This window comes from Streptomyces sp. NBC_00193 (assembly GCF_026342735.1).
GTDB lineage: Bacteria > Actinomycetota > Actinomycetes > Streptomycetales > Streptomycetaceae > Streptomyces > Streptomyces stoeckheimensis.
In genome coordinates this window covers 5,830,506-5,851,821 of the sequence record NZ_JAPEMM010000001.1, presented here as the reverse complement: position 1 = coordinate 5,851,821, position 21,316 = coordinate 5,830,506, and the positions used below count along the sequence as shown (strand labels likewise).

16 protein-coding genes are annotated in these 21,316 nt (G+C 71.4%); 6 read left to right on the top strand and 10 right to left on the bottom strand.

What is annotated here, in order from left to right; translation table 11 throughout:
* From fdhF to OG898_RS26190, 3 genes are read right to left on the bottom strand one after another with little or no spacing between them, the layout of a single operon-like run.
* Nucleotides 1–2,778, bottom strand: a complete 2,778-nt coding sequence (gene fdhF, locus OG898_RS26200) for a formate dehydrogenase subunit alpha (RefSeq protein ID WP_266959556.1) — start codon at nucleotides 2,776–2,778, stop codon at nucleotides 1–3.
* A complete protein-coding gene (locus OG898_RS26195) occupies nucleotides 2,775–4,391 on the bottom strand; it encodes an NADH-quinone oxidoreductase subunit NuoF (RefSeq protein WP_266959554.1) in 1,617 nt (538 codons plus the stop codon). Before OG898_RS26195 ends, fdhF begins: the two co-directional genes overlap by 4 nt.
* The gene (locus OG898_RS26190) at nucleotides 4,388–4,867 is read right to left on the bottom strand and encodes an NAD(P)H-dependent oxidoreductase subunit E (protein WP_250740111.1); all 480 of its coding nucleotides are present in this window, start codon (nucleotides 4,865–4,867) and stop codon (nucleotides 4,388–4,390) included. Before OG898_RS26190 ends, OG898_RS26195 begins: the two co-directional genes overlap by 4 nt.
* Nucleotides 4,868–5,095: 228 nt before the next feature.
* Between OG898_RS26190 and OG898_RS26185 the strand changes: the two genes are divergently transcribed.
* Complete coding sequence (locus OG898_RS26185) at nucleotides 5,096–5,785, top strand: GntR family transcriptional regulator (protein ID WP_250740112.1); 690 nt, start codon at nucleotides 5,096–5,098, stop codon at nucleotides 5,783–5,785.
* Between the two features lie 10 nt (nucleotides 5,786–5,795).
* Here OG898_RS26185 and OG898_RS26180 read toward each other — a convergent pair whose 3' ends face one another.
* From OG898_RS26180 to OG898_RS26170, 3 genes are all read right to left on the bottom strand, one after another.
* A complete protein-coding gene (locus OG898_RS26180; protein WP_250740113.1) occupies nucleotides 5,796–6,338 on the bottom strand; it encodes a carbonic anhydrase in 543 nt (180 codons plus the stop codon).
* Between the two features lie 3 nt (nucleotides 6,339–6,341).
* Nucleotides 6,342–7,574 carry a formyl-CoA transferase gene (frc, locus tag OG898_RS26175; RefSeq protein WP_250740228.1) on the bottom strand — a complete coding sequence of 411 codons (1,233 nt, stop codon included), beginning with the start codon at nucleotides 7,572–7,574 and terminating at the stop codon, nucleotides 6,342–6,344.
* 99 nt (nucleotides 7,575–7,673) lie between these two features.
* Nucleotides 7,674–9,017: an OFA family MFS transporter gene (locus OG898_RS26170; protein ID WP_250740114.1), complete on the bottom strand. Its 1,344-nt coding sequence runs from the start codon at nucleotides 9,015–9,017 to the stop codon at nucleotides 7,674–7,676.
* A 268-nt stretch (nucleotides 9,018–9,285) separates the two neighbouring features.
* Between OG898_RS26170 and OG898_RS26165 the strand changes: the two genes are divergently transcribed.
* From OG898_RS26165 to OG898_RS26145, 5 genes are all read left to right on the top strand, one after another.
* On the top strand, nucleotides 9,286–10,842 hold the full coding sequence (locus tag OG898_RS26165; RefSeq protein ID WP_266959550.1) for an aldehyde dehydrogenase family protein: 1,557 nt from the start codon (nucleotides 9,286–9,288) through the stop codon (nucleotides 10,840–10,842).
* Nucleotides 10,843–10,983: 141 nt separating this feature from the next.
* Entirely contained in the window at nucleotides 10,984–11,475 is a 492-nt protein-coding gene (locus OG898_RS26160; RefSeq protein WP_250740116.1) for a DUF1269 domain-containing protein, read from the top strand.
* 87 nt (nucleotides 11,476–11,562) lie between these two features.
* Nucleotides 11,563–11,994, top strand: a complete 432-nt coding sequence (locus OG898_RS26155; RefSeq protein ID WP_250740117.1) for a hypothetical protein — start codon at nucleotides 11,563–11,565, stop codon at nucleotides 11,992–11,994.
* Complete coding sequence (locus OG898_RS26150) at nucleotides 11,985–12,476, top strand: hypothetical protein (protein WP_250740118.1); 492 nt, start codon at nucleotides 11,985–11,987, stop codon at nucleotides 12,474–12,476. The genes OG898_RS26155 and OG898_RS26150 overlap by 10 nt, the downstream gene beginning before the upstream one ends.
* A gap of 577 nt (nucleotides 12,477–13,053) precedes the next feature.
* The gene (locus tag OG898_RS26145; RefSeq protein WP_250740119.1) at nucleotides 13,054–13,413 is read left to right on the top strand and encodes a hypothetical protein; all 360 of its coding nucleotides are present in this window, start codon (nucleotides 13,054–13,056) and stop codon (nucleotides 13,411–13,413) included.
* A gap of 6 nt (nucleotides 13,414–13,419) precedes the next feature.
* On the opposite strand, the gene OG898_RS26140 is transcribed toward OG898_RS26145, so the two are convergent.
* From OG898_RS26140 to OG898_RS26125, 4 genes are all read right to left on the bottom strand, one after another.
* The gene (locus OG898_RS26140; protein ID WP_266959546.1) at nucleotides 13,420–14,757 is read right to left on the bottom strand and encodes a M1 family metallopeptidase; all 1,338 of its coding nucleotides are present in this window, start codon (nucleotides 14,755–14,757) and stop codon (nucleotides 13,420–13,422) included.
* 74 nt (nucleotides 14,758–14,831) lie between these two features.
* Nucleotides 14,832–18,803 carry a Pls/PosA family non-ribosomal peptide synthetase gene (locus OG898_RS26135; RefSeq protein WP_266959544.1) on the bottom strand — a complete coding sequence of 1,324 codons (3,972 nt, stop codon included), beginning with the start codon at nucleotides 18,801–18,803 and terminating at the stop codon, nucleotides 14,832–14,834.
* A 219-nt stretch (nucleotides 18,804–19,022) separates the two neighbouring features.
* Nucleotides 19,023–20,021 carry a type I glyceraldehyde-3-phosphate dehydrogenase gene (gene gap / locus OG898_RS26130; protein WP_250740122.1) on the bottom strand — a complete coding sequence of 333 codons (999 nt, stop codon included), beginning with the start codon at nucleotides 20,019–20,021 and terminating at the stop codon, nucleotides 19,023–19,025.
* Nucleotides 20,022–20,157: 136 nt separating this feature from the next.
* Nucleotides 20,158–21,114: a GlxA family transcriptional regulator gene (locus tag OG898_RS26125; protein WP_266959542.1), complete on the bottom strand. Its 957-nt coding sequence runs from the start codon at nucleotides 21,112–21,114 to the stop codon at nucleotides 20,158–20,160.
* Between the last annotated feature and the right edge of the window lie 202 nt (nucleotides 21,115–21,316).

Sequence of the window (21,316 nt, the reverse complement as noted above, 5' to 3'; positions counted from 1 at the left end):
TCAGTTCCCCGCCGCGAGCGGGTGGACCAGGCCGACCTGTACGGCGGTCACCTTGTACTCCGGGCAGTTGGTCGCCCAGTCCGAGTTCTCCGTGGTCACCACGTTGGCTCCCGTCACGGGGTGGTGGAAGGTGGTGTAGACGACGCCGGCCGGCATCCGGTCGGAGATCTCCGCGTGCAGCGTCGTGCGCCCGACCCGGCTGGCCAGGGTCACCAGGTCGCCGTCCCTGATGCCGCGGGTCTCGGCGTCGTGCGGGTGCAGTTCGAGCACGTCCTCGGGATGCCAGGCGACGTTGCCGGTCCGGCGGGTCTGCGCCCCGACGTTGTACTGGCTGAGGATCCGTCCCGTGGTCAGGACCAGCGGGAAGCGGCGGGTGCTGCGCTCGTTCGTCGGCACGTACGCGGTGACGGCGAACTTGCCCTTGCCGCGGACGAACTCGTCGACGTGCATGACCCGCGTGCCCTCCGGCGCCGACTCGTTGCACGGCCACTGGACGCTGCCGAGCTTGTCGAGGACCTCGAAGGAGACACCGGTGAAGGTCGGGGTGACGGCGGCGATCTCGTCCATGATCCGTGCCGGGTGCTCGTAGGACATGGGGTAGCCCATGGCGGTGGCGATCTCGCTGATGATCTGCCACTCGTGCTTGCCCGTCTTCGGCTTCATCACCGCGCGCACCCGGTTGATGCGGCGCTCGGCGTTGGTGAAGGTGCCGTCCTTCTCCAGGAAGGACGCCCCCGGCAGGAAGACGTGCGCGAACTTGGCCGTCTCGTTGAGGAAGAGATCCTGTACGACGACCAGTTCCATGGCCTCCAGGGCCGCCGTGACGTGCCCCAGGTTCGGGTCGGACTGGGCGATGTCCTCGCCGTGGACGAACAGGCCGCGGAAGGTCCCGTCGATCGCGGCGTCGAACATGTTGGGGATCCGCAGTCCCGGCTCGGACAGGATCGTGCCGCCCCAGAGCTTCTCGAACACCTCGCGCACGGCGTCGTCGGACACGTGCCGGTAGCCGGGCAGTTCGTGCGGGAAGGAGCCCATGTCACAGGAGCCCTGCACGTTGTTCTGGCCGCGCAGTGGGTTCACGCCGACCCCGTCGCGGCCGATGTTGCCGCAGGCCATGGCGAGGTTGGCCATGCCCATCACCATGGTCGAGCCCTGGCTGTGCTCGGTGACGCCGAGGCCGTAGTAGATGGCCGCGTTGGGGGCGGCCGCGTACAGCCGGGCGGCGGCCCGCAGTTCCGCGGACGGTACGCCGCTGATCGCCTCGGTCGCCTCCGGGCTGTGCTCGGGGCGGGCGACGAACTCGGCCCACTCGGCGAAGCCCTCGCACCGCTGGGCCACGAAGGCCAGGTCGGCCAGACCCTCGGTGACCACCACGTGCGCCATCGCGTTGACGACCGCCACGTTCGTGCTCGGCTTGAGCTGGAGGTGGTGCGCGGCCTGGATGTGCGGCGAGCGGACCAGGTCGATGCGGCGGGGGTCGACCACGATGAGCTCGGCCCCCTCCCGCAGTCGGCGCTTCATCCGGGAGGCGAACACCGGGTGCCCGTCGGTGGGGTTGGCCCCGATCACCATGATCACGTCGGCCTCGGCCACCGACCGGAAGTCCTGGGTGCCGGCCGATTCCCCGAAGGTTGCCTTGAGTCCGTATCCCGTCGGGGAGTGGCAGACCCGGGCGCAGGTGTCGATGTTGTTGTTGCCGAAGGCCGCGCGGACCATCTTCTGTACGACGTAGACCTCTTCGTTGGTGCACCGCGAGGAGGAGATGGCCCCGATCGAACTGGGCCCGTACTGCTTCTGGAGCTCGCGCATCCTGCGCGCGACCGTGCCGATCGCCTCGTCCCACTCGACCTCGCGCCACGGATCGGTGATCCGCTCGCGGACCATGGGCTTCAGGATCCGGTCGGGGTGCGAGGCGTAGCCGAAGGCGAAGCGGCCCTTCACGCAGGAGTGGCCCTCGTTCGCTCCCCCGTCCTTGTGGGGCACCATCCGCACCACCTGGTCCCCGCGGAGTTCGGCCTTGAAGGAGCAGCCGACCCCGCAGTAGGCGCAGGTGGTGATCACCGACCTGGTCGGCATGCCGAGTTCGACGACGGACTTCTCCTGGAGCGTGGACGTCGGGCAGGCCTGCACGCAGGCTCCGCAGGAGACGCACTCGGAGTCCATGAAGCTCTCGCCGGCGCCTGCCGAGACCTTGGACGCGAAACCGCGCCCCTCGATGGTCAGCGCGAAGGTGCCCTGCACCTCGCCGCAGGCCCGTACGCAGCGGGAGCAGGTGATGCATTTGGAGGGGTCGAAGTCGAAGTACGGGTTCGAGGTGTCCTTCTCGGCGTCGAGGTGGTTCTCCCCCTCGTAGCCGTAGCGCACCTGGCGCAGGCCGACCACGCCGGCCATGTCCTGCAGCTCGCAGTCTCCGTTGGCCGGGCAGGTCAGGCAGTCCAGCGGGTGGTCGGAGATGTACAGCTCCATGACGCCCTGGCGGAGCTTCTCCACCTTCGGGGTCTGCGTACTCACCCGCATCCCGTCCGCCACCGGGGTGGTGCAGGAGGCCGGGGTGCCCCGCCTGCCGTCGATCTCCACCACGCACAGCCGGCACGAGCCGAAGGGCTCCAGGCTGTCGGTGGCGCACAGTTTGGGGATGTCTATGCCGGCCTGCGCGGCGGCGCGCATCACCGAGGTGCCCTCCGGGACGCACACCTGCATCCCGTCGACCTCCACCGAGACCGTTGCCTCGCCGGGCCGCTCCGGGGTGCCGTAGTCGGGTTCCTTGAGGAGTGTCACGCCCGTCCCTCCGTCGTGGTGGCAGCCCTGCTGCCGGTCGCTCGTACGGGTTGGATCTCCAGGCTCCGGCGGCCTCCGAGGAAGTCGTCGGGGAAGTGCGTGAGGGCGCTGCGCACGGGCAGCGGGGTCAGCCCGCCCATCGCGCACAGCGAGCCCTCGGTCATCAGGTCGCACAGGTCGTCGAGGAGGGCCAGGTTCTCGTCGCGGTGCTCACCGGCGATGATCTTGTCGATCACCTCGACGCCGCGCACCGAACCGACCCGGCAGGGGGTGCACTTGCCGCAGGACTCCTCGGCGCAGAACTCCATCGCGAAGCGTGCCTGGGCGGCCATGTCCACGCGGTCGTCGAACACGACGAGACCGCCGTGGCCGACCATCGCCCCGGCCGCGGCGAAGGCCTCGTAGTCCATCGGCAGGTCGAACATCGACGTCGGCAGGTAGGCGCCGAGCGGGCCCCCGACCTGCACGGTGCGCACCGGGCGTCCGGAGTACGTGCCGCCGCCGTAGTCCTCGACCAGCTCGCGCAGGGTGACGCCGAAGGCGGTCTCCACGATGCCGCCGTGCGCGATGTTGCCGCCGAGCTGGAACACCTGGGTGCCGCGTGAGCGTTCGACGCCCAGGGCCTGGTAGGCCGCGGCCCCGGCCGCGAGGACCACGGGGACGGTGGCGAGCGTGAGGACGTTGTTGACCACGGTCGGCCGGCCGAACAGTCCCTCGATCGCGGGGATCGGCGGCTTCGGGCGGACCGTGCCGCGCTTGCCCTCCAGGCTTTCGAGCATGGAGGTCTCCTCGCCGCAGATGTACGCACCGGCGCCGACGCGTACGTGCAGGTCGAAGTCGAGCGCGGAGCCGAGGACGGCCTTGCCGAGCCAGCCCTGCTCGCGGGCGATGCCGATCGCCGCGCGCATCGTGGCCACGGCTTCGGGGTACTCCGAGCGGATGTAGAGGTAGCCCTCGGTGGCCCCCACGGCGTGCGCGGCGATGGTCATGCCCTCGATGAGCATGAACGGGTCGCCCTCCATGACCATGCGGTCGGCGAAGGTGCCGCTGTCGCCCTCGTCGGCGTTGCAGCAGACGAACTTCAGCTCGTCGGCGCAGCCGAGTACGGTCTTCCACTTGATGCCGGCCGGGAAGCCGGCGCCGCCACGGCCGCGCAGCCCCGAGTCGGTGACCTCCGCGACCACGTCGGCGGGTTCGCGTTCCAGAGCCGCGCGCAGCCCCACCAGGCCGCCGTGTTCCAGGTAGTCCGCCGTCGACAGGGGGTCGGTGACGCCGATCCTGGCGAAGGTGACGCGCGTCTGGCGGGCCAGCCAGGGCAGTTCGTCCACGATGCCGAGCCGCAGGGGGTGTGCGGCGCCGTCGAGCATGCCGGCGGCGAGGAGGCCCGGCACGTCCGCCGGGGTGACCGGCCCGTACCCGACCCGGCCGCGCGGGGTCACCACCTCGACCAGCGGCTCCAGCCAGAGCATGCCGCGCGATCCGTTGCGCACCAGCTCGATGCCGATGCCGCCCTGGTCCGCGGTGTGTTGCAGGGCGTCCGCGACCGCGTCGGCGCCGACGGACCGGGCCGCCGAGTCGCGGGGAACGTAGACCTTCACCGGGTGCGCGTTCACGAGGCGGCCGCTCCTTCGAGGAGTGCGCCCAGTTCGGCCGGTCCGACCCGTCCGTGCAGGCGTCCGTTCACTTCCAGCGCGGGTCCCAGGGCGCAGTTGCCGAGGCAGAAGACCTGTTCCACCGTCACGGCGCCGTCCGGGGTCGTCTGGCCCAGGGGCAGTCCGGCCGCGCGGGCGTAGTCCACCAACTCCTGGGCTCCCAGGGCCTGGCAGGCCTCGGCGCGGCAGATCCGCACCACGGTGCGTCCGGCGGGCTCGCGGCGGAAGTCGTGGTAGAAGGTCACGACTCCGTGGACGTCCGCGCGGGAGAGGTTGAACTCGTCGGCGAGCACCGGGATCGCCTCCTGCGGTACGTACCCCAACTCGGCCTGGACCGCGTGCAGTACGGGAAGCAGCGCGCCCCGCTCGCCCCGATGGCCGGCCGCCACTCCTCGGACCACGTTCTCGACTGTCACGTCACTCCCGCTGGTCGTCATGATCGCTCCCCCAAGAGCCGATAGCGATGCGTGCAGGGGACTGAGACGATACCCCATACAGACTTCTGTATACAGTGTTCAGTCGACATCAAGCACCGTCCCATCCTTCCCTCGCCGCCATTTTGCATACCAAAACCTGTATACTCGGGCCGCCGCCGGCCATCCTCCGACGGCCTCCACTCGACAGAGCCGTCGGCCCCACGGACCCGGTGGCGGAACGGGGCAATCATGCGCGAGGCACTCACGGCCGCCGCCTCCCTGCGGGTCACCCGCCCGGCACCGCTGCGCCAGGCCGTCTACGAGGCCCTGACCGAGCTGATCGTCAGCGGCTCCCTCAAGCCCGGCCAGCACCTCGTCGAAGCCGAACTCGCCGAGTACCTGGGCGTCAGCCGCCAGCCGGTCCGCGAGGCCCTGCAACGCCTGCAGACCGACGGCTGGGTCGACCTCCGGCCCGCCCAGGGGGCCTTCGTCCACTCCCCCACCGACGAGGAGGCCGTCCAGCTCCTCAGCGTCCGCGCCGTGCTGGAGACCTACTCGGCCCGGCTCGCCGCCGAGAACGCGAAGCCCGAGGACGTGGAGGGACTGCGCGAACTGCAGCGGGAGGGCGTCGAAGCACTCGCCCAGGGTGATGTCGCACGCCTGGTCGCGGCCAACACCGCACTGCACACCGCGATCACCTCGATGGGCGGCAACGCCGTGCTCGCCGAGCTGATCTCCGTGGTGAGCCAGAAGGTGCGCTGGTACTACGCCCCCATCGCGCAGCCCCGCGGCAAGGAGGCCTGGAACGAGCACGCCCAGCTCATCAAGGCGATCGCCGCCGGGGACGGCGACCGTGCGAGCGAGGTCATGCAGAAGCACACCGAGCGCACCACCGGCTTCTACCGCAAGCAGCTCGCCGCCCGGGCCGCCCAGGGCTGACGCCTACCCCTTAGCGCGGCGCGGCGCCGGCCGGCTCCGGGGCGACCTCCCGCAGCAGGCCGGTCTCCACGTCGAAGACGAAGCCCCGTACGTCGTCGGTGCGGGGCAGGAACGGGGAGCTGCGCACCCGCCGCATCGACTGCCGTACGTTCTGGTCCACGTCCCGGAAGGCGTCGACGGCCCACGTGGGCCGCTGGCCGACCTCGGCCTCCAGGTCGAGCCGGAAGTCCTCGGTCAGGCTCTGCAGACCGCAGCCGGTGTGGTGGATCAGGACGATGCTGCGGGTGCCGAGGGCGCGTTGGCTGATCGTCAGGGAGCGGATCGTGTCGTCGGTGATCACGCCGCCCGCGTTGCGGAGGGTGTGGCAGTCGCCCAGCTCCAGGCCCAGGGCGGCGTGCAGGTCGATCCGGGCGTCCATGCAGGACACCACGGCGACGCCCAGCACCGGTCGGGCGCTCCTGCCGGGGGCGGCGAACCCGGCGGCGTAGGCCCGGTTGGACTCCACGAGCCGGTCGGTGACCGTCCCGGTGTCGGGTGTCTGCGGGGCGGCCACCGGTCAGATCACCCCCTGGCTCTTCAGGAGCGGCAGTTCCTCCGGCGAGAGGCCCAGCTCACGGAGGTAGACCTCCTCGTTGTGCTCGCCCAGCAGGGGTGAGCGCTCCACCTTCACCGGGGAGTCGGACAGCTTCAGCGGACTGCCGACCGTCACGTAGGTACCGCGCTCGGGGTGCTCGACCTCGACCACGATCTCGTTGGCGATGAGCGAGGCGTCCTCGATGATCTCCTTGGTGGACAGGACCGGACCGCAGGGGATGCCGTGGGCGTTGAGCGCCTCCAGCACCCGCATCTTGGGGAGCGTGCTCGTCCACTCCTCGATGAGCTGGAACATCTTGCCGAGCTTGGGCAACCTGGCCTCGGGCGTGGCCCATTCGGGGTCCTCGGACAGCTCGGGCCTGCCGATGAGCCCGCTGATCGGCTCCCAGCCGGCGGGCTGGACGATCACGTACACATAGTCGTTCGGCCCGCCCGGCGCACACCGGACCGCCCACCCCGGCTGCCCGCCCCCGCTCGCGTTGCCCGAGCGCGGCACCTCGTCGCCGAAGTCCTCGTTCGGGAACTCCGCGAGCGGCCCGTGGGCCAGCCGCTGCTGATCGCGCAGCTTCACCCGGCAGAGATTGAGCACGGCGTGCTGCATGGCCACGTTGACCCGCTGGCCGCGGCCGGTGTGCGTGCGCTGGAGGAGGGCGGCGAGGATGCCCGCGACGGCGTGCATCCCGGTGCCGGAGTCGCCGATCTGCGCACCGGTGGCGAGCGGCGGCCCGTCCTCGAACCCGGTGGTGGACATGGAGCCTCCCATGGCCTGGGCGACGACCTCGTACGCCTTGTAGTCGGTGTACGGGCCTTCGCCGAAGCCCTTGATGGAGGCGTAGACGATGCGCGGGTTGATCCGGCGGATGTGGTCCCAGGTGAAGCCCATGCGGTCGACCGCGCCCGGCCCGAAGTTCTCGACCATGACGTCGGAGCCACGGATCAGCTCGGTCAGGATCTCCTTCCCGCGGGCGGTCTTGGTGTTCAGGGTGATGCTGCGCTTGTTGCCGTTGAGCATCGTGAAGTAGAGGCTGTCCACGTCCGGGAGATCGCGCAGCTGGCGCCGGGTGATGTCCCCGCCCGGCGGCTCGACCTTGACCACGTCGGCACCGAGCCACGCGAGGATCTGGGTTGCGGAGGGGCCGGACTGCACGTGCGTCATGTCCAGGACGCGGACGCCTTCAAGGGCCTTCTTCATGATCGCCACCTCGGTTGTGTGCCGTCGGTTGTGTGTCGCCGGTTGCGTGTCGTCGCGGGCCCGGCCCTGACGCCGGCAGCGGCGTCAGGGCCGTCGCTCAGCTCATCCCGCGGCCCGGCCCGGGGACTTGAGGAACACCGCCAGTACGGCCGACATCAGTCCGACGCATCCGGCGATCACGAAGGCGCCCTCGTAGCCCCACGCGCCGACCACCACCGCGCCCACGCCGGAGCCCACCAGGCCCGAGATCAGCTTCGAGCTGTAGACGATCCCGTAGTTGGAGGCGTTGTTGTTCTCGCCGAAGTAGTCGGCGGTCATGGCGGCGAAGAGCGGGAAGATCGCCCCGCCGCCGAATCCGGAGACCATCGAGCAGAACAGGAAGAACGGCATGCTGCCCATCGACCCGGAGATCAGCACCCCGAACTGGGCGGACCCCAGCACCAGGCAGACGATGATCAGCGTGTTGCGTCTGCCGTAGCGGTCGGATATCCACCCGATCACCCCGCGGCCCGTGCCGTTCACGATGGCCTTCAGCGACATCGCCGTGGCGACGATGCCTCCGGCGAAGCCCATGTCCTTGCCGAAGGGGACCTGGAAGGCGATGCCGAAGATGTTGATGCCGGCCGTGCAGAGCAGGCAGAACCACATCATCCACAGCAGCGGCGTGCGCGCGGCCTCCCGCGGCGTGTACTGCTTCGCCGCCGGCGGGTTCACCGCCAGGGCCCGCCGGATCCGCGGGTCCTCGGACACCTTCAGGGGGTCCACGTGGGCGGGCCACCAGCCCTTGGGCGGGTCCTTGAAGAACCAGCCCGCCGTCGCCACCAGCGCGCACAGGCCGAAGCCCACGCAGGTGAAGAGCACCTGGTAGTTGCCGAGGTCCAGGACCGAGGTGAACAGGAAGACGAACGGCACCGAGCCGTAGGCGAAACCGCCGTTGACCAGGCCGGTCTTGCCGCCCTTGCGCTCCGGGTACCACTTGCCGACCATGTTCACGCAGGTCGCGTAGACCAGACCGGCCCCGATGCCGCTGAACATGCCGAAGCCGATGTAGGCCACGATCACGTGCGGCGCGAACGCGAGGGAGAGATAGCCCAGCACCGTGCCGAGCGCGCCCAGCATCATGGCGTACCGCGCGGGCAGCCTTCCGCTCTCGCGCAGCTGACCGGCGGGGAAGGCGACGGCGGCCTGGAAGAAGACCCAGACGCCCATCAGCCAGAAGATGTGGCCGCTCGACCAGAGATGGGCCTCGCTCAGCGTGTCCTCGGCGGAAGTGAACGCGTACTCCGAGGAACTGATGCCCAGCATGCCCATCCAGGGGAAGAGCACCATCGTCCAGCGCGGGCGCCCCATGATGTCGCGGTCGGTTTCCCCGATGCGGTACAGGCGGCCTCCGGCGTCCGTCACCTCCCTGTAGGCGACGGGCGTTGCGTAGTCGGTGGTTGTCATGTTGTTCGAGCACCCCTTGCGTTCGAAGGATCTGGACAGCGCCCCCTGCCCTCATGCCTTGTCGTGCGCTCGCGGCCCTGCATGGACTCAGGTCATGAACCCGCCTCCCCGCCATCTGTACATTGCATACAGTCGACGAATACTGTATGAAGGATTGTTATCCCGTATCCCATGGGTGATGTCCAGGGGGCGTGCAACAACTTTTAACGAAAGGAGACTTGAGGTCGGCGCCCCGCCCCCGACCGTGCACCGAGAGCGGAGAGACCGAATGGAAACCACCCGCAATCCCGCCCACCTCGTCGTGAAATCCGGTACGGCCTGGGCCGAGGCGTGGCAGCGCTGCCTCCGGGTCGCGCCCGAGGCGTTCCGGGACGACCGCGTCCTGAACCTCTGGGGTTCCGCCTGGCAGGCGGACGGCCTGATGCTGCCCGCCACCAGCCCCGTCGACGGCAGCCCCATCGCGGGCCCGCCGCGCCTGGACGGCGTCACCGCCCGGCAGGCCGTGCGCGCCGCGCTCGACCAGCACCGCACCTGGCGCCACGTGCCGCTCGCGGAGCGCCGCTCGCGCGTCGCGGCGACCCTCGACGCACTGGCCGCACACCGCGAGCTGCTGGCGCTCCTGCTGGTCTGGGAGATCGGCAAACCGTGGCGGCTCGCCCTCGCCGACGTCGACCGGGCCATCGACGGGGTGCGCTGGTACGTCGACGGCATCGAGCCCATGGTGGCGGGCCGGTCCCCGCTGGACGGGCCCGTGTCCAACATCGCGAGCTGGAACTACCCGATGAGCGTGCTGGTGCACGCCATGCTCGTGCAGGCGCTGGCGGGCAACGCGGTGGTCGCCAAGACCCCGACGGACGGCGGCGTCGCCTGCCTCACCCTGGCCTGCGCGCTCGCCGCCCGCGAGGGGATCCCCGTCACCCTCGTCAGCGGCAGCGGACGCGAGCTGTCGGAGGCGCTCGTGCGCGCACCCGAGATCGGGTGCGTCTCCTTCGTCGGCGGGCGCGACACGGGCGCCGCGGTGGCCACGGCCGTCGCCGACCTCGGCAAGCGGCACATCCTGGAACAGGAGGGCCTGAACACCTGGGGCATCTGGAACCACACCGACTGGGACGCCCTGACGGCGGTCATCCCCAAGCTCTTCGACTACGGCAAGCAACGCTGCACCGCGTATCCGCGCTTCGTGGTCCAGCGGTCCCTGTTCGACGCGTTCCTGACGGCCTACCTTCCGGCGGCCCGCACGCTGCGCATCGGGCATCCGCTCGCGGTCGAGCACCCCGACGACCCGTACCCGGAGCTGGACTTCGGCCCGGTGATCAACGCGGCCAAGGCCAAGGAGCTGCACGACCAGGTGGCCGAGGCGATCGACCGGGGCGCCGTCCCGCTGCACCGCGGCCGGCTCGCCGACGCCCGCCTCCTGCCCGGCCAGGACACCTCGGCGTACGTCCAGCCCGTCACGATCCTGGGCCCTCCCCCGTCCTCACCGCTGCACCACGCCGAGCCCTTCGGCCCGGTGGACACCATCGTCCTGGTCGACACCGAGGCCGAGCTGCTCGCCGCCATGAACGCCTCGAACGGGGCGCTCGTCGCCACCCTGTCGACGGACGACAGATCGACCTACGACCGGCTGGCACCGCAGATCCGCGCGTTCAAGGTCGGCCACGGCACACCCCGCTCCCGCGGGGACCGCGAAGAACTCTTCGGCGGCTTCGGCGCCTCGTGGCGCGGCGCGTTCGTGGGCGGAGAACTGCTGGTCCGCGCGGTGACCCGGGGGCCGGCGGACGAACGCCTGCCGGGCAACTTCCCCGACTACCACCTCATGCCGTGAGCCCGGGTACCGCCGAACGGGCGAATGACGCTGACGGCTCGGCAGGTGACCAGGAGTCATAGTCGCCCTAATTGTGGTCGATTGTCCGAATGTGGGTTGTACTGGACGCCAAGCAACACCATCCATGAACTGGAGCGTTACGTGGCATCCACCACTCTCACCGTCTGGAAGTTTCCCACACCCGAGGGGGCCCAGCAGGCGGAGTCCGCCCTGCTCGCCCTGCAGAAGGAACAGCTGATACAGGTGCACGACGCCGCGGTCGTCACCTGGCGCGAAGATGCCAAGAAGCCGAAGACCCAGCAGCTGAACAGCCTCACGGGAGCCGGAGCGCTCTCCGGCACCTTCTGGGGGATGCTCTTCGGACTCCTGTTCTTCGTGCCGCTGCTCGGCGCCGCCGTGGGTGCGGCGGCCGGGGCCATCGGCGGATCGCTGTCCGACGTCGGCATCGACGACCAGTTCATCGACGAGGTGAAGTCCGAGGTGAAGCCCGGGACTTCCGCGCTGTTCCTGCTCTCCTCCGACGCCGTGGTCGAGCGGGTGCGCAGCGCCTTCCCGGGCGGCCAGGCGCAGCTGGTCCGCTCCAACCTCTCCGGTGCGCAGGAGCAGCAGCTCCGCGAGGTCTTCGCGGCCTGAGCACCTACGGACCCGAGTCGACTCTGCGGCCCGGGACCGGTGGACTCCTCCCCCGGTCCCGGGTGTTCAGAACTGGGAAGGATTTCCATGAAGCGTCTCCCGATCACCGCGGCCCTGGGCGCCACCGCGGTCCTGTTCCTCACCTCGTGCTCCTCGGACGACCCGAGCCCCAAGGAGCAGGCGACCCAGGCCGCCTCGGAGCTCTGCACCGGTCTCTCCACCCTGAAGGGCGATCAGGCCAAGCTGGCGGCGCTGGACCCGGCTTCCGCGACGAAGGACCAGATCAAGGACGCCGTCGACGCCGTCCAGGCGGACTGGGACAAGATCTCCTCCTCCCTGAAGGACCTGGATTCCGCGAAGCGGTCGGCGGTGGGATCCGCCGTCGGCGATCTCAAGTCCGGTTTCGGGAACCTGCCGGGCGACACCACCGGATCCCAGGCACTGACCCAGATGAAGCCCCAGATCCAGAAGTTCGACGAGACCCTCGTCGCGGCCTCGGCCGGTGTCACGTGCCCCTGACCCCCACGAGGATCCGCGGCGCCTGCGGCGCCCTGCTCGCAGCGGCCGTACTCGCCACGACGGCCGGCTGTTCCGACTCCGACGGGGACGCCTCGGCCGGGGTGTCGAAGGCGGCCTCGGCCGCCGCCTCGGTCCGGTCGCAGGCCGCCGACGCGGTCGACTCGGCCACCGCGGCCGCGAAGAAGAAGCTGGACGAGGTCAAGGACGGTGTCGACGCCAAGGACGCGGTGACGCCGGGCGGCGTCAGCACCGACGGCGACGGGCTGTCGGCCGTGACGGTCACGGCCCACAACACCGACGGCTCGACGAAGTCCTTCGCCGTCCAGGTCGACTACAAGGACGCCTCCGGCAATCCGCTGGACACGGTGGTCGTCACGGTGTCCGACGTGCCCGCCGGGCAGTCCGAGGACGCGACGGCGCGCAGCACCCACGAGCTCTCGGGCGAGGTGCGCGCCGCCCTCGGCACCGCGCTGCGGTACTGAGTCCGCCACCGCGCCCCACCCGGCCCCCGCCACCCCGGACACCAGCTCCGGGAGCGGCGGGCCGGGCGTTTCGCGTTCCCGCCGGAAGGGACCTTCGGCCCGCCCCGCGGGACCAAGGGCCCGGATTGTGCCCGTGAGCTGCTGTTAGCGTTCAGGTGTCGCCGCCCGTGAGTGCACTGCGCTCGCCCATCCGATGGCCGATGGCCGCGACCGCGTAGGTACTACGCCCTGCCGAGAGGAGGCGATCGCCCCATGGATCACAGTCCGAGTCCACTGAACCAGCCGCACCGCGTCGCCTCGTCCTCCGCCGCGCTCTGAGCCGCACCTCCGCGTAGCCAGAGCTCTCTCTCCACCCCCCGACGGCCCCTCGGCCTTCTCCGCCCAACCGTCGCACCCTTCTCGGGCCCGTTCCGGCGACCCGCGCCCAGCCCTTGCGGCGGGCTCGTCCGCCATGCTCCGGGCCCCTCCTCCACCCACCCTTTTCCAGGGCGCCCCACGGCCGCTCTGCCCTGTCCGCGCACGGTTCTGTCCACAGACAGCCATGTCCGCGTACCCCCGTCCAGAAGGAAGCACTGTCATGACCATCAACACCGCCCTCACCACCGCCACGACCACCGCGACCACCGAAGAGCAGGCGCAGACCCTGGCCGTCCTGCACGAGATCCGCGACGAACTCCGCGATTTCAACAAGGACATGGACCGCCTGAACTCCCTGACCGAGGATCAGGTCAAGTCCACCGTCGAGAACCGCAAGCTGACGGCGCTGACGCTCATGTTCGTCATTCCGTCCACCTTCGCCGCGATCCCGGGCGCCAACTTCGAGCACCTCAACGAGTACGGCTTCGACAACTTCTTCGCCCTGCCGGTCCTCGTCGGCACCGTCCTCGCCGCGTCCCTGGGCACCTTCGTCCTCGTCAAGAAGAAGGGGTGGCTCTAGGAAGCCCTAGACAGCCCCGGCGGGCGCGGGCAGCGGCGGGAGGGCCTGCTGCGAGAGCCAGGCCGCGAACAGCTCCTCCAGCGGTCCGGTCGCGAAACGCGCCGCGTGCGCGGTGAACCCGGCCGTGGTGACCACGCCGTGGCGGTTGACGGTGGCCCATTCCCGCAGCATGCGGAAGAACGGTCCGTCGCCCAGCGCGCAGCGGATCGCGTGCACGGCCAGCCCGCCGCGCCGGTAGAGGCGGTCGTCGAACATCAGCTTGCGTCCCGGGTCGGCCAGCAGGAGGTCCTGCGGCTGTCCGGACAGCAAGCGGTGTGCGGCGGCCGCCAGTTCGTGCGCGGTGCGGCCGCCGGAGCGCTCCGACCAGAGCCATTCCGCGTACTTCGCGAAGCCCTCGTTGAGCCAGATGTGCCGCCAGTCGGCGATGGTCACGCTGTTGCCGAACCACTGGTGCGCGAGCTCGTGGGCGATGAGCCGCTCGGAGCCCCGTACGCCGTCCACGTGGTTGGCGCCGAACAGGGAGAGCCCCTGCGCCTCCACCGGCACGTCCAGCTCCTCGTCGGCGACGACCACGGCGTACTCGCCGAAGGGATAGGGGCCGAACAGCTCCTCGAACAGCTGCATCATGGCGGGCTGCCGCGCGAAGTCGCGGGAGAACCGGGGCAGCAGGTGCGCCGGTACGTGGGCGCTCTGCGGGACGCCGCCGAGCCCGGGGTCGCCGAGCAGCACCGTCTGGTACATGCCGATGGACAGGCCGACCAGGTACGTGGAGGTCGGCGCCGGCTGCTCGTACACCCAGGTGGTCGTGGAGGCGCGGGTCGTCCGCGTGAGCAGCCGGCCGCCGGCGACGACGGTGTAGGCGGAGGGCGTGTTGACCGAGATCTGGTACGAGGCCTTGTCCGCGGGCCGGTCGTTGCAGGGGTACCAGGACGGGGCGCCGACCGGCTGGCTGGCCACCAGCGCGCCGTCGGTCAGTTCCTCCCAGCCGAGCCCGCCCCAGGGGCTGCGCACCGGGGTGGGGTTGCCCGCCCAGTGCACCTCCACGGTGAAGGCGGCGCCGGCGGGCAGCGGCTTGGGCGGCCGGACGCGGAGTTTGCCGCCGCGGTGGCTGTAGTGCGGCGCCCGGCCGTTCACCAGGACCCGGCCTATTTTGAAATCGGCCAGGTTGAGGTGGAACTCGGTGAGCGGCGCCCGCCCGGCGATCGCGCTGAGCCGGGCCGTCCCGGCGAGCCGGTTGGGGCCGGGACGGTACTCCAGAGCGAGTTCGTACCGGTGCACGCGGTAACGGGGGTCGCCGTTGGCCGGAAAGTACGGGTCCGATGCCGCTGTCTTCTGGCCGTTCACTGCCGCTTCCGCTCCCTGCGTTGTGCTCGTACGACGTGCTGGTGGTGCCGGGCCCGTCCTGTCGGACCCGCCCGTCAGGACCGCCACGCCTCGATCGGGTTGCCCAGCCAGCGGGTGTCGGCGGGAACGGATTCCCCGGCCATCACGAGGGAGGCGGGACCCAGTGTGCTGCGGGCCCCGACCGTGCTCCCGGGCAGGACGATTCCACCCGGGCCCAGGGTGGCGCCCTCACGCAGGACCACAGTATCCGTCCTCAAGATCCGGTCGTGGAAGAGGTGCGTCTGCAACACGCAGCCACGGTTCACGCTGACCGCGTCACCCAGGACGACCAGGTCGGTCTCGGGCAGCCAGTAGCTCTCGCACCACACGCCGCGGCCGATCCGGGCACCGAGTCCGCGCAGCCACAGGGACAGCACCGGCGTGCCGGGCACCGAGCCGACCAGCCACGGCACGGCCAGGACCTCGACGAAGGTGTCGGCCAGTTCGTTGCGCCACACGAAGCCGCTCCACAGGGGGTGCTCCCCCACCCGGTGGCGGCCGACCAGCAGCCACTTCGCGGCCGCCGCGACCACGCAGGCGGCCACTCCGGCGGTGAGCAGGACCGCCCCGGACAGCAGCGCGGTCCCCCACGGGCCGGGTCCGTCCGTCCCGGCCAGCGCGCAGAGCGCCGCCACGGTCAGGACGCCGAGCGCGGCCGAGGAGAACACCGGGACGAGCCGGCACAGCTCGACCAGCCCGCGCGCCCACAGCAGCCGGGCGGGCGGATCGTACGTCCGGCTCTGGTCGGCGTCGGCGGCGGAGCGCGGCAGCCGCACCGGCGGCAGGCCGAGGTAGGAGCTGCCCTTCTTGGCCTTCTTCGGGGTGGCGGACAGGACGCCGACCAGCCCGTCGTCCGGCACGGAGCGGCCCGGCGCGGTCATTCCGGAGTTGCCGAGGAAGGCCCGGCGGCCGATCTCGGAGTGGCCGATCCGCAGCCAGCCGCCGCCCAGCTCGTAGGGGGCGGTCAGGGTGTCGTCGGCGAGGAACGCGCCCTCGCCGACGGTGGTGAGGCTCGGCAGGGCGAGCACCGTGGACACCTCGGCGCCCCGGCCGATCTTCATGCCGAGGAGCCGCAGCCACACCGGTGTGATCAGCCCGGCGTAGAGGGGGAAGAGAGTTTCCCGGGAGAGGTCCATCAGCTGGGTGACGGTCCAGGCCTGCCAGCCGATCCTGCTGTGCGTGGGATGGGTTCCCGTGCGCAGCCCGAGGCTGAGGAGGCGTACGGAGACCAGGAGCAGGGCCGCGTACGCGAATCCGAAGGCGAGCGCCCCCGGCACCACGGCGAGCAGCGCTCCGGCCAGGGCCCGGCCGAGTCCCGCGTCGGCGGGCACGAACCGGCCGGCCACGAGGAGGGCGGGCAGGGCGGCGAGCACGGGCAGGGAGGTGAGGCAGAAGCCGGCCGTCCCGTAGGCGGCGCGCCAGAACAGACCGCGCGGCGGGCGCTCCTTGGGCCAGTTCCGCTTGGCCTTGCCGAGCTTGCCCGCCGGGGCTCCGGCCCAGCGCTGGCCGGTCGGGATCTGGCCGACGACGGCGGAGCCGGGGGCCACCTCGGCGCGCTTCCCGACGCGGGCGCCGGGGAAGAGGATGCTGCGGGTGCCGACGACGGCGCCCGCGCCGATCTTGACGGCGCCGATCTCCAGCCGGTCCCCGTCCAGCCAGTGGCCGGAGAGGTCCACCTCGGATTCCACGGCGCAGCCACGGCCGAGCTTGAGCATGCCCGTGACGGGCGGCAGCGAGTGCAGGTCCACCTCGGGGCCGATCTTGGCGCCCAGGGCCCGAGCGTAGCGCTCCAGCCAGGAGCCGGTGAGCGAGGTCGCGCCGGAGTACTCGGCGAGCCGCTCGGCCGTCCACAGCCGCAGGTGAACGTTTCCGCCGCGCGGGTGGCGCCCCGCCTTGACCCCGCGCAGCAGCAGCCGGGCGCCGCCGGCCGCGATCGCGAGGCGGCCGGGCGGGCTGAAGAGCAGGGCGGCGCCGGCGGCGACGAGCCACCAGGAGGCGGCCGGCGCCCACGGATAGGCACCGAACCAGTGCAGTACGTTGCCCAGGGCGAGCAGCGCCACCGTCCAGCGCAGGCCGGTCAGGGTGAACAGCGGGAGCAGCAGCAGGGACTGGATGACCTTGGTCCGCAGCGGCACGGGCGCGATGGTCCGGACCGAGCCGTCGTCCTGGGCGGACTTCTCCAGGTGCCGGGCCAGCTTGCGCAGGGTCGGCTGCTGGTAGATGTCGAGGACGGCCGCGCTCGGGTAGCGGGTGCGCAGCCGGGTGGTGAGCTGGGCGGCGGCGAGGCTGTTGCCGCCGATCGCGAAGAAGTCGTCGGCGGCGCCGGTGACGGCCACGCCCAGGGTCTCGCTCCACTGCTCGGCGAGCCAGGCCTCGGTCCCGTAGAGCTGTTCGGTGGGGCCGCTGGTCTCCAGTTCCGGGAGCGGCCAGGGCAGTGCGTTGCGGTCCACCTTGCCGGAGGTGCGCGTGGGCAGCTCCTCCACCGGTGCGAGCAGCGGTACGAGGGCTGCGGGCAGCTCGGCGCGCAGCCGGGTCACGGCCGCCGCGTGGTCCCAGCCGTCCTGGGTGACCAGGTAGCCGACGAGGAGCTGGTTGCCGCTGCGCGCGGTGCGGACGGCTGCGGCCGCGCCGGCGACGCCGGGCAGGGCCTGGAGGGCGGCGTCCACCTCGCCGAGCTCGATCCGGCGGCCGCCGAGCTTGATCTGCTCGTCTCCGCGGCCCAGGAAGACCAGCCCTTCGGGTTCCGCGCGGACGAGGTCGCCGCTGCGGTAGGCGCGCTCCCAGCCGAGCGATTCCAGCGGGGCGTACTTCTCGGCGTCCTTCTCGGGGTCGAGGTAGCGGGCCAGGCCGACGCCGCCGATGACGAGCTGGCCGCTGCCGCCCATGGGCACCGGTTCGCCGGATTCGTCGACGACGGCCAGTTCCCAGCCGTTGAGCGGGAGGCCGATCCGGATCGGTTCCTCACCGGTCAGCAGGGAGGCGCAGGCGACGACGGTGGCCTCGGTGGGGCCGTAGGTGTTCCAGACCTCGCGGCCCTCGGTGACCAGGCGCTGGGTGAGTTCGGGCGGGCAGGCCTCGCCGCCGAAGATCAGCAGCCGGACCTCGTTGAGGGTCTCGGGCTCCCACAGTGCGGCCAGGGTCGGCACCGTGGAGACCACGGTGATCTCCTGCTCGGCCAGCCAGGGGCCGAGGTCGGCGCCGCTGCGGACCTGGGAGCGGGGGACGGGCACGAGGCAGGCGCCGTAGCGCCAGGCCAGCCACATCTCCTCGCAGGAGGCGTCGAAGGCCACGGACAGTCCGGCCATGACCCGGTCGCCGGGGCCGATCGGCTCCTCGGAGAGGAAGAGGGCGGCCTCGGCGTCCACGAAGGCGGCGGCGCTGCGGTGGCTGACGGCCACGCCCTTGGGCTTGCCGGTGGAGCCGGAGGTGAAGATGATCCACGCGTCGTGTTCGGGTCCGGGGCGGGCGGCGGGGGCCGCATGCTCCGGGGCGGGTCCGGCGCCCTTGCCCGGCGCGGCGACCTCGATGCGCTGGTCGGCGCCCAGCACGGCCCGTACTCCGGCCTCGCCGAAGACCAGGTCGGCCCGCTCGTCCGGGTCCTCGGCGTCCACGGGCACGTAGGCGGCGCCGGCCGCGAGGACGGCCAGGATGCCCGCGTACAGCTCGTTGGTCCCGGACGGCACGCGTACGCCGACCCGGTCGCCGAGCCCCACTCCGGCGGCCGCGAGGGCCCGGCGCCGGCGCTCCACCTCGACGGCGAGGGCCCGGTAGGTCAGGCGGGTGGTTCCGTCGTCCAGGGCGAGCTCGTCGGGGTGGGCCCGTACGGAGGCTTCGAAGATGTCGACCAGGGTGCGCGTCGGGGCGGCGGGTCCGGCGGAGAACCGGGCCGATTTGCCGGACTCCTCGGGCCGCTCCCCGGCGTACCCGGCGTCGGCCCCGGGCCCTTCGCCGAGCCCGGTCCCGTCGTCGAGCAGAGTGACTTCACCGTGCTCTGGTGTGGCTGCCATCGGCCCTCGCGTCGTGTTCCCGGAAGCCTCCGGGTCGCCGGGCGGAGCCCGGGTCTGCCCAGGTTGTTCCGGTCCAGCGCCAAACAACCCGCCAGTCTAGTGCGACATCGAGGATTTTCTGGTTCAAGCCTTGCGCTTGGCCGGGAAGGGACGGTAAAAGGCGGCGCGCCGCGGACCGGAAACACGGTCCACGGCGCGGCCGAAGGTGCGCGGCGGGCCTCAGCGACTCGCGAGGAGTTCGAGCGTGTCGATGACGCGGTTCGAGAAGCCCCACTCGTTGTCGTACCAGGCGACCACCTTGATGTGGCGGCCCTCTACGCGGGTGAGCTCCGAGTCGAAGATGGAGGAGGCGGGGTTGCCGGTGATGTCCGAGGACACGAGGGCGTCCTCCGAGTACTCCAGCACGCCGGCGAGCGGGCCTTCGGCGGCGGTGCGGTAGGCCGCCAGGACCTCCTCGCGGGTCACGTCGCGGGCGACGGTGGTGTTCAGCTCGACGATCGAGCCCACCGGGACGGGGACGCGGATCGAGTCGCCGGACAGCTTGCCGTCCAGGTTGGGCAGGACCAGGCCGATGGCCTTGGCGGCGCCCGTCGTGGTCGGCACGATGTTCACGGCGGCGGCGCGGGCGCGCCGGGGGTCGCGGTGCGGACCGTCCTGGAGGTTCTGCTCCTGCGTGTAGGCGTGCACGGTGGTCATGAACCCGTGCTCGATGCCCGCGAGTTCGTCCAGTACGGCGGCCAGCGGCGCGAGCGCGTTGGTCGTGCAGGAGGCGTTGGAGACGATCGTGTGCAGGGCCGGGTCGTAGGAGTCGCTGTTCACGCCGAAGGCGAGCGTGATGTCGGCACCGTCCGCGGGTGCGCTGACGAGCACCTTCTTGGCTCCGGCGTCGATGTGCGCGCTCGCCGCCTTGGCGGTGGCGAAGCGGCCGGTCGCCTCCAGCACGATGTCCACGCCGAGCTCGGCCCAGGGCAGTTGCGCCGGCTCGCGCTCGGCCAGCACCTTGATGCGGCGGCCGTCGACCACGAGGACGTCCCCGTCCACGCTCACCGGGCGGCCGAGGCGGCCCGAGGTGGTGTCGTAGGCGAGCAGCCGCGCGAGGGTGGCGGGCTCGGTGAGGTCGTTGACGGCGACGACCTCGAGCTTGCTGTCGCGCTCCAGCAGCGCGCGCAGCACGTTGCGTCCGATGCGGCCGAATCCGTTGATGGCGATGCGAGTCATGGTGTCTCCCTGTTCCCTGTCCCTTGGGTTCCCCACCAGGTTCGCGGGTCGGGAGCGCCCGCGACAGCGGCGCGATCGCCACGGTCCGCAAGGATCGCGCCATGCGGCGGGGAGCCGCGAGGGGGCTCCGCCCCGGTCACTCGCCGCGGGTGAACGTGCGCCGGTACTCGCTCGGCGAGGTCCGCAGGATGTGCTGGAAGTGCAGCCGCAGGTTCGCGCCGGTGCCCAGGCCCACGTCCGCGGCGATCTGCTCCACGCTCCGCTCCGAGAGCTCCAGCAGTTCGCGGGCCACGTCGAGGCGGGCGCGCATCACCCACTGCATCGGCGTGTACCCGGTGTCCTCGGCGAACCGCCGCGAGAACGTGCGCGGGGACACCGCCGCGTGTTTGGCGAGCACCTCCAGGGTGAGGGGTTCGCCGAGCCGGTGCAGCGCCCACTCGCGGGTGGCGGCGAACCGCGGCCCGAGCGGCTCGGGCACGCTGCGCGGGACGTACTGCGCCTGGCCGCCGCTGCGGTAGGGGGCCGCGACCAGCCGCCGGGCCGTGTGGTTCGACGCCGCCACCCCGAGGTCGCTGCGCAGGACGTGCAGGCACAGGTCGATGCCCGAGGCGGCTCCGGCGGAGGTCAGCACGGAGCCCTCGTCGACGAACAGGACGTTCTCGTCGACCCGTACCAGCGGCCACTTCGCCGCGAGCGCCCGGGCGTAGTGCCAGTGCGTGGTGGCGCGTTTGCCGTCGAGCAGGCCCGTGGCGGCGAGCGCGAAGGCTCCCGTGGAGATGGCCGCGAGCCGGGCGCCCCGTGCGTGGGCGGCGATCAGTGCGTCGACGACGGCCTGCGGGGGGTCCTCGCGGTCGGGGAACCGGTAGCCGGGGACGAAGACGGTGTCGGCCCAGGCGAGGGTTTCGAGGCCGTGGGCGACGGCGTACGACAGGCCGTCACCGCCGGTCACGAGTCCCGGTGCGGCGCCGCACACCCGGACCTCGTAGGGCATGCTCGCGCGGGTCGTGAACACCTGCGCGGGGATGCCGACGTCGAGGGGTTTCGCGCCCTCGAGGACGAGGACGGCGACGTGGTGGGGGCGGGAGGCTGGCACCGCGACATGCTTCCGAAGGGGCGGGAAGCTTGTCAAGCGTCAAGGTTAGTAAACCTTCCGATTGAGATAACCACCTATCAGTTGGTCCAGACCTGTTGACGGCGGTCCTTCCGGAGGATTAGGTTCCCGGCCACGAAGCGGATACGTCGTCAACTCCCCACGCCCGCCCTGCCGCAGGGCCCCCACCCCACGGGCCCGCCAC

Excerpts from the sequence above, each read along its gene's own strand:
- OG898_RS26155 (WP_250740117.1), top strand. The coding sequence starts at position 11,563 with ATGAAGCGTCTCCCGATCACCGCGGCCCTGGGCGCCACCGCGGTCCTG.
- OG898_RS26190 (WP_250740111.1), bottom strand. The coding sequence starts at position 4,867 with ATGACGACCAGCGGGAGTGACGTGACAGTCGAGAACGTGGTCCGAGGA.
- OG898_RS26170 (WP_250740114.1), bottom strand. The coding sequence starts at position 9,017 with ATGACAACCACCGACTACGCAACGCCCGTCGCCTACAGGGAGGTGACG.
- OG898_RS26135 (WP_266959544.1), bottom strand. The coding sequence starts at position 18,803 with ATGGCAGCCACACCAGAGCACGGTGAAGTCACTCTGCTCGACGACGGG.
- OG898_RS26165 (WP_266959550.1), top strand. The coding sequence starts at position 9,286 with ATGGAAACCACCCGCAATCCCGCCCACCTCGTCGTGAAATCCGGTACG.
- OG898_RS26145 (WP_250740119.1), top strand. The coding sequence starts at position 13,054 with ATGACCATCAACACCGCCCTCACCACCGCCACGACCACCGCGACCACC.
- OG898_RS26185 (WP_250740112.1), top strand. The coding sequence starts at position 5,096 with ATGCGCGAGGCACTCACGGCCGCCGCCTCCCTGCGGGTCACCCGCCCG.
- gap (WP_250740122.1), bottom strand. The coding sequence starts at position 20,021 with ATGACTCGCATCGCCATCAACGGATTCGGCCGCATCGGACGCAACGTG.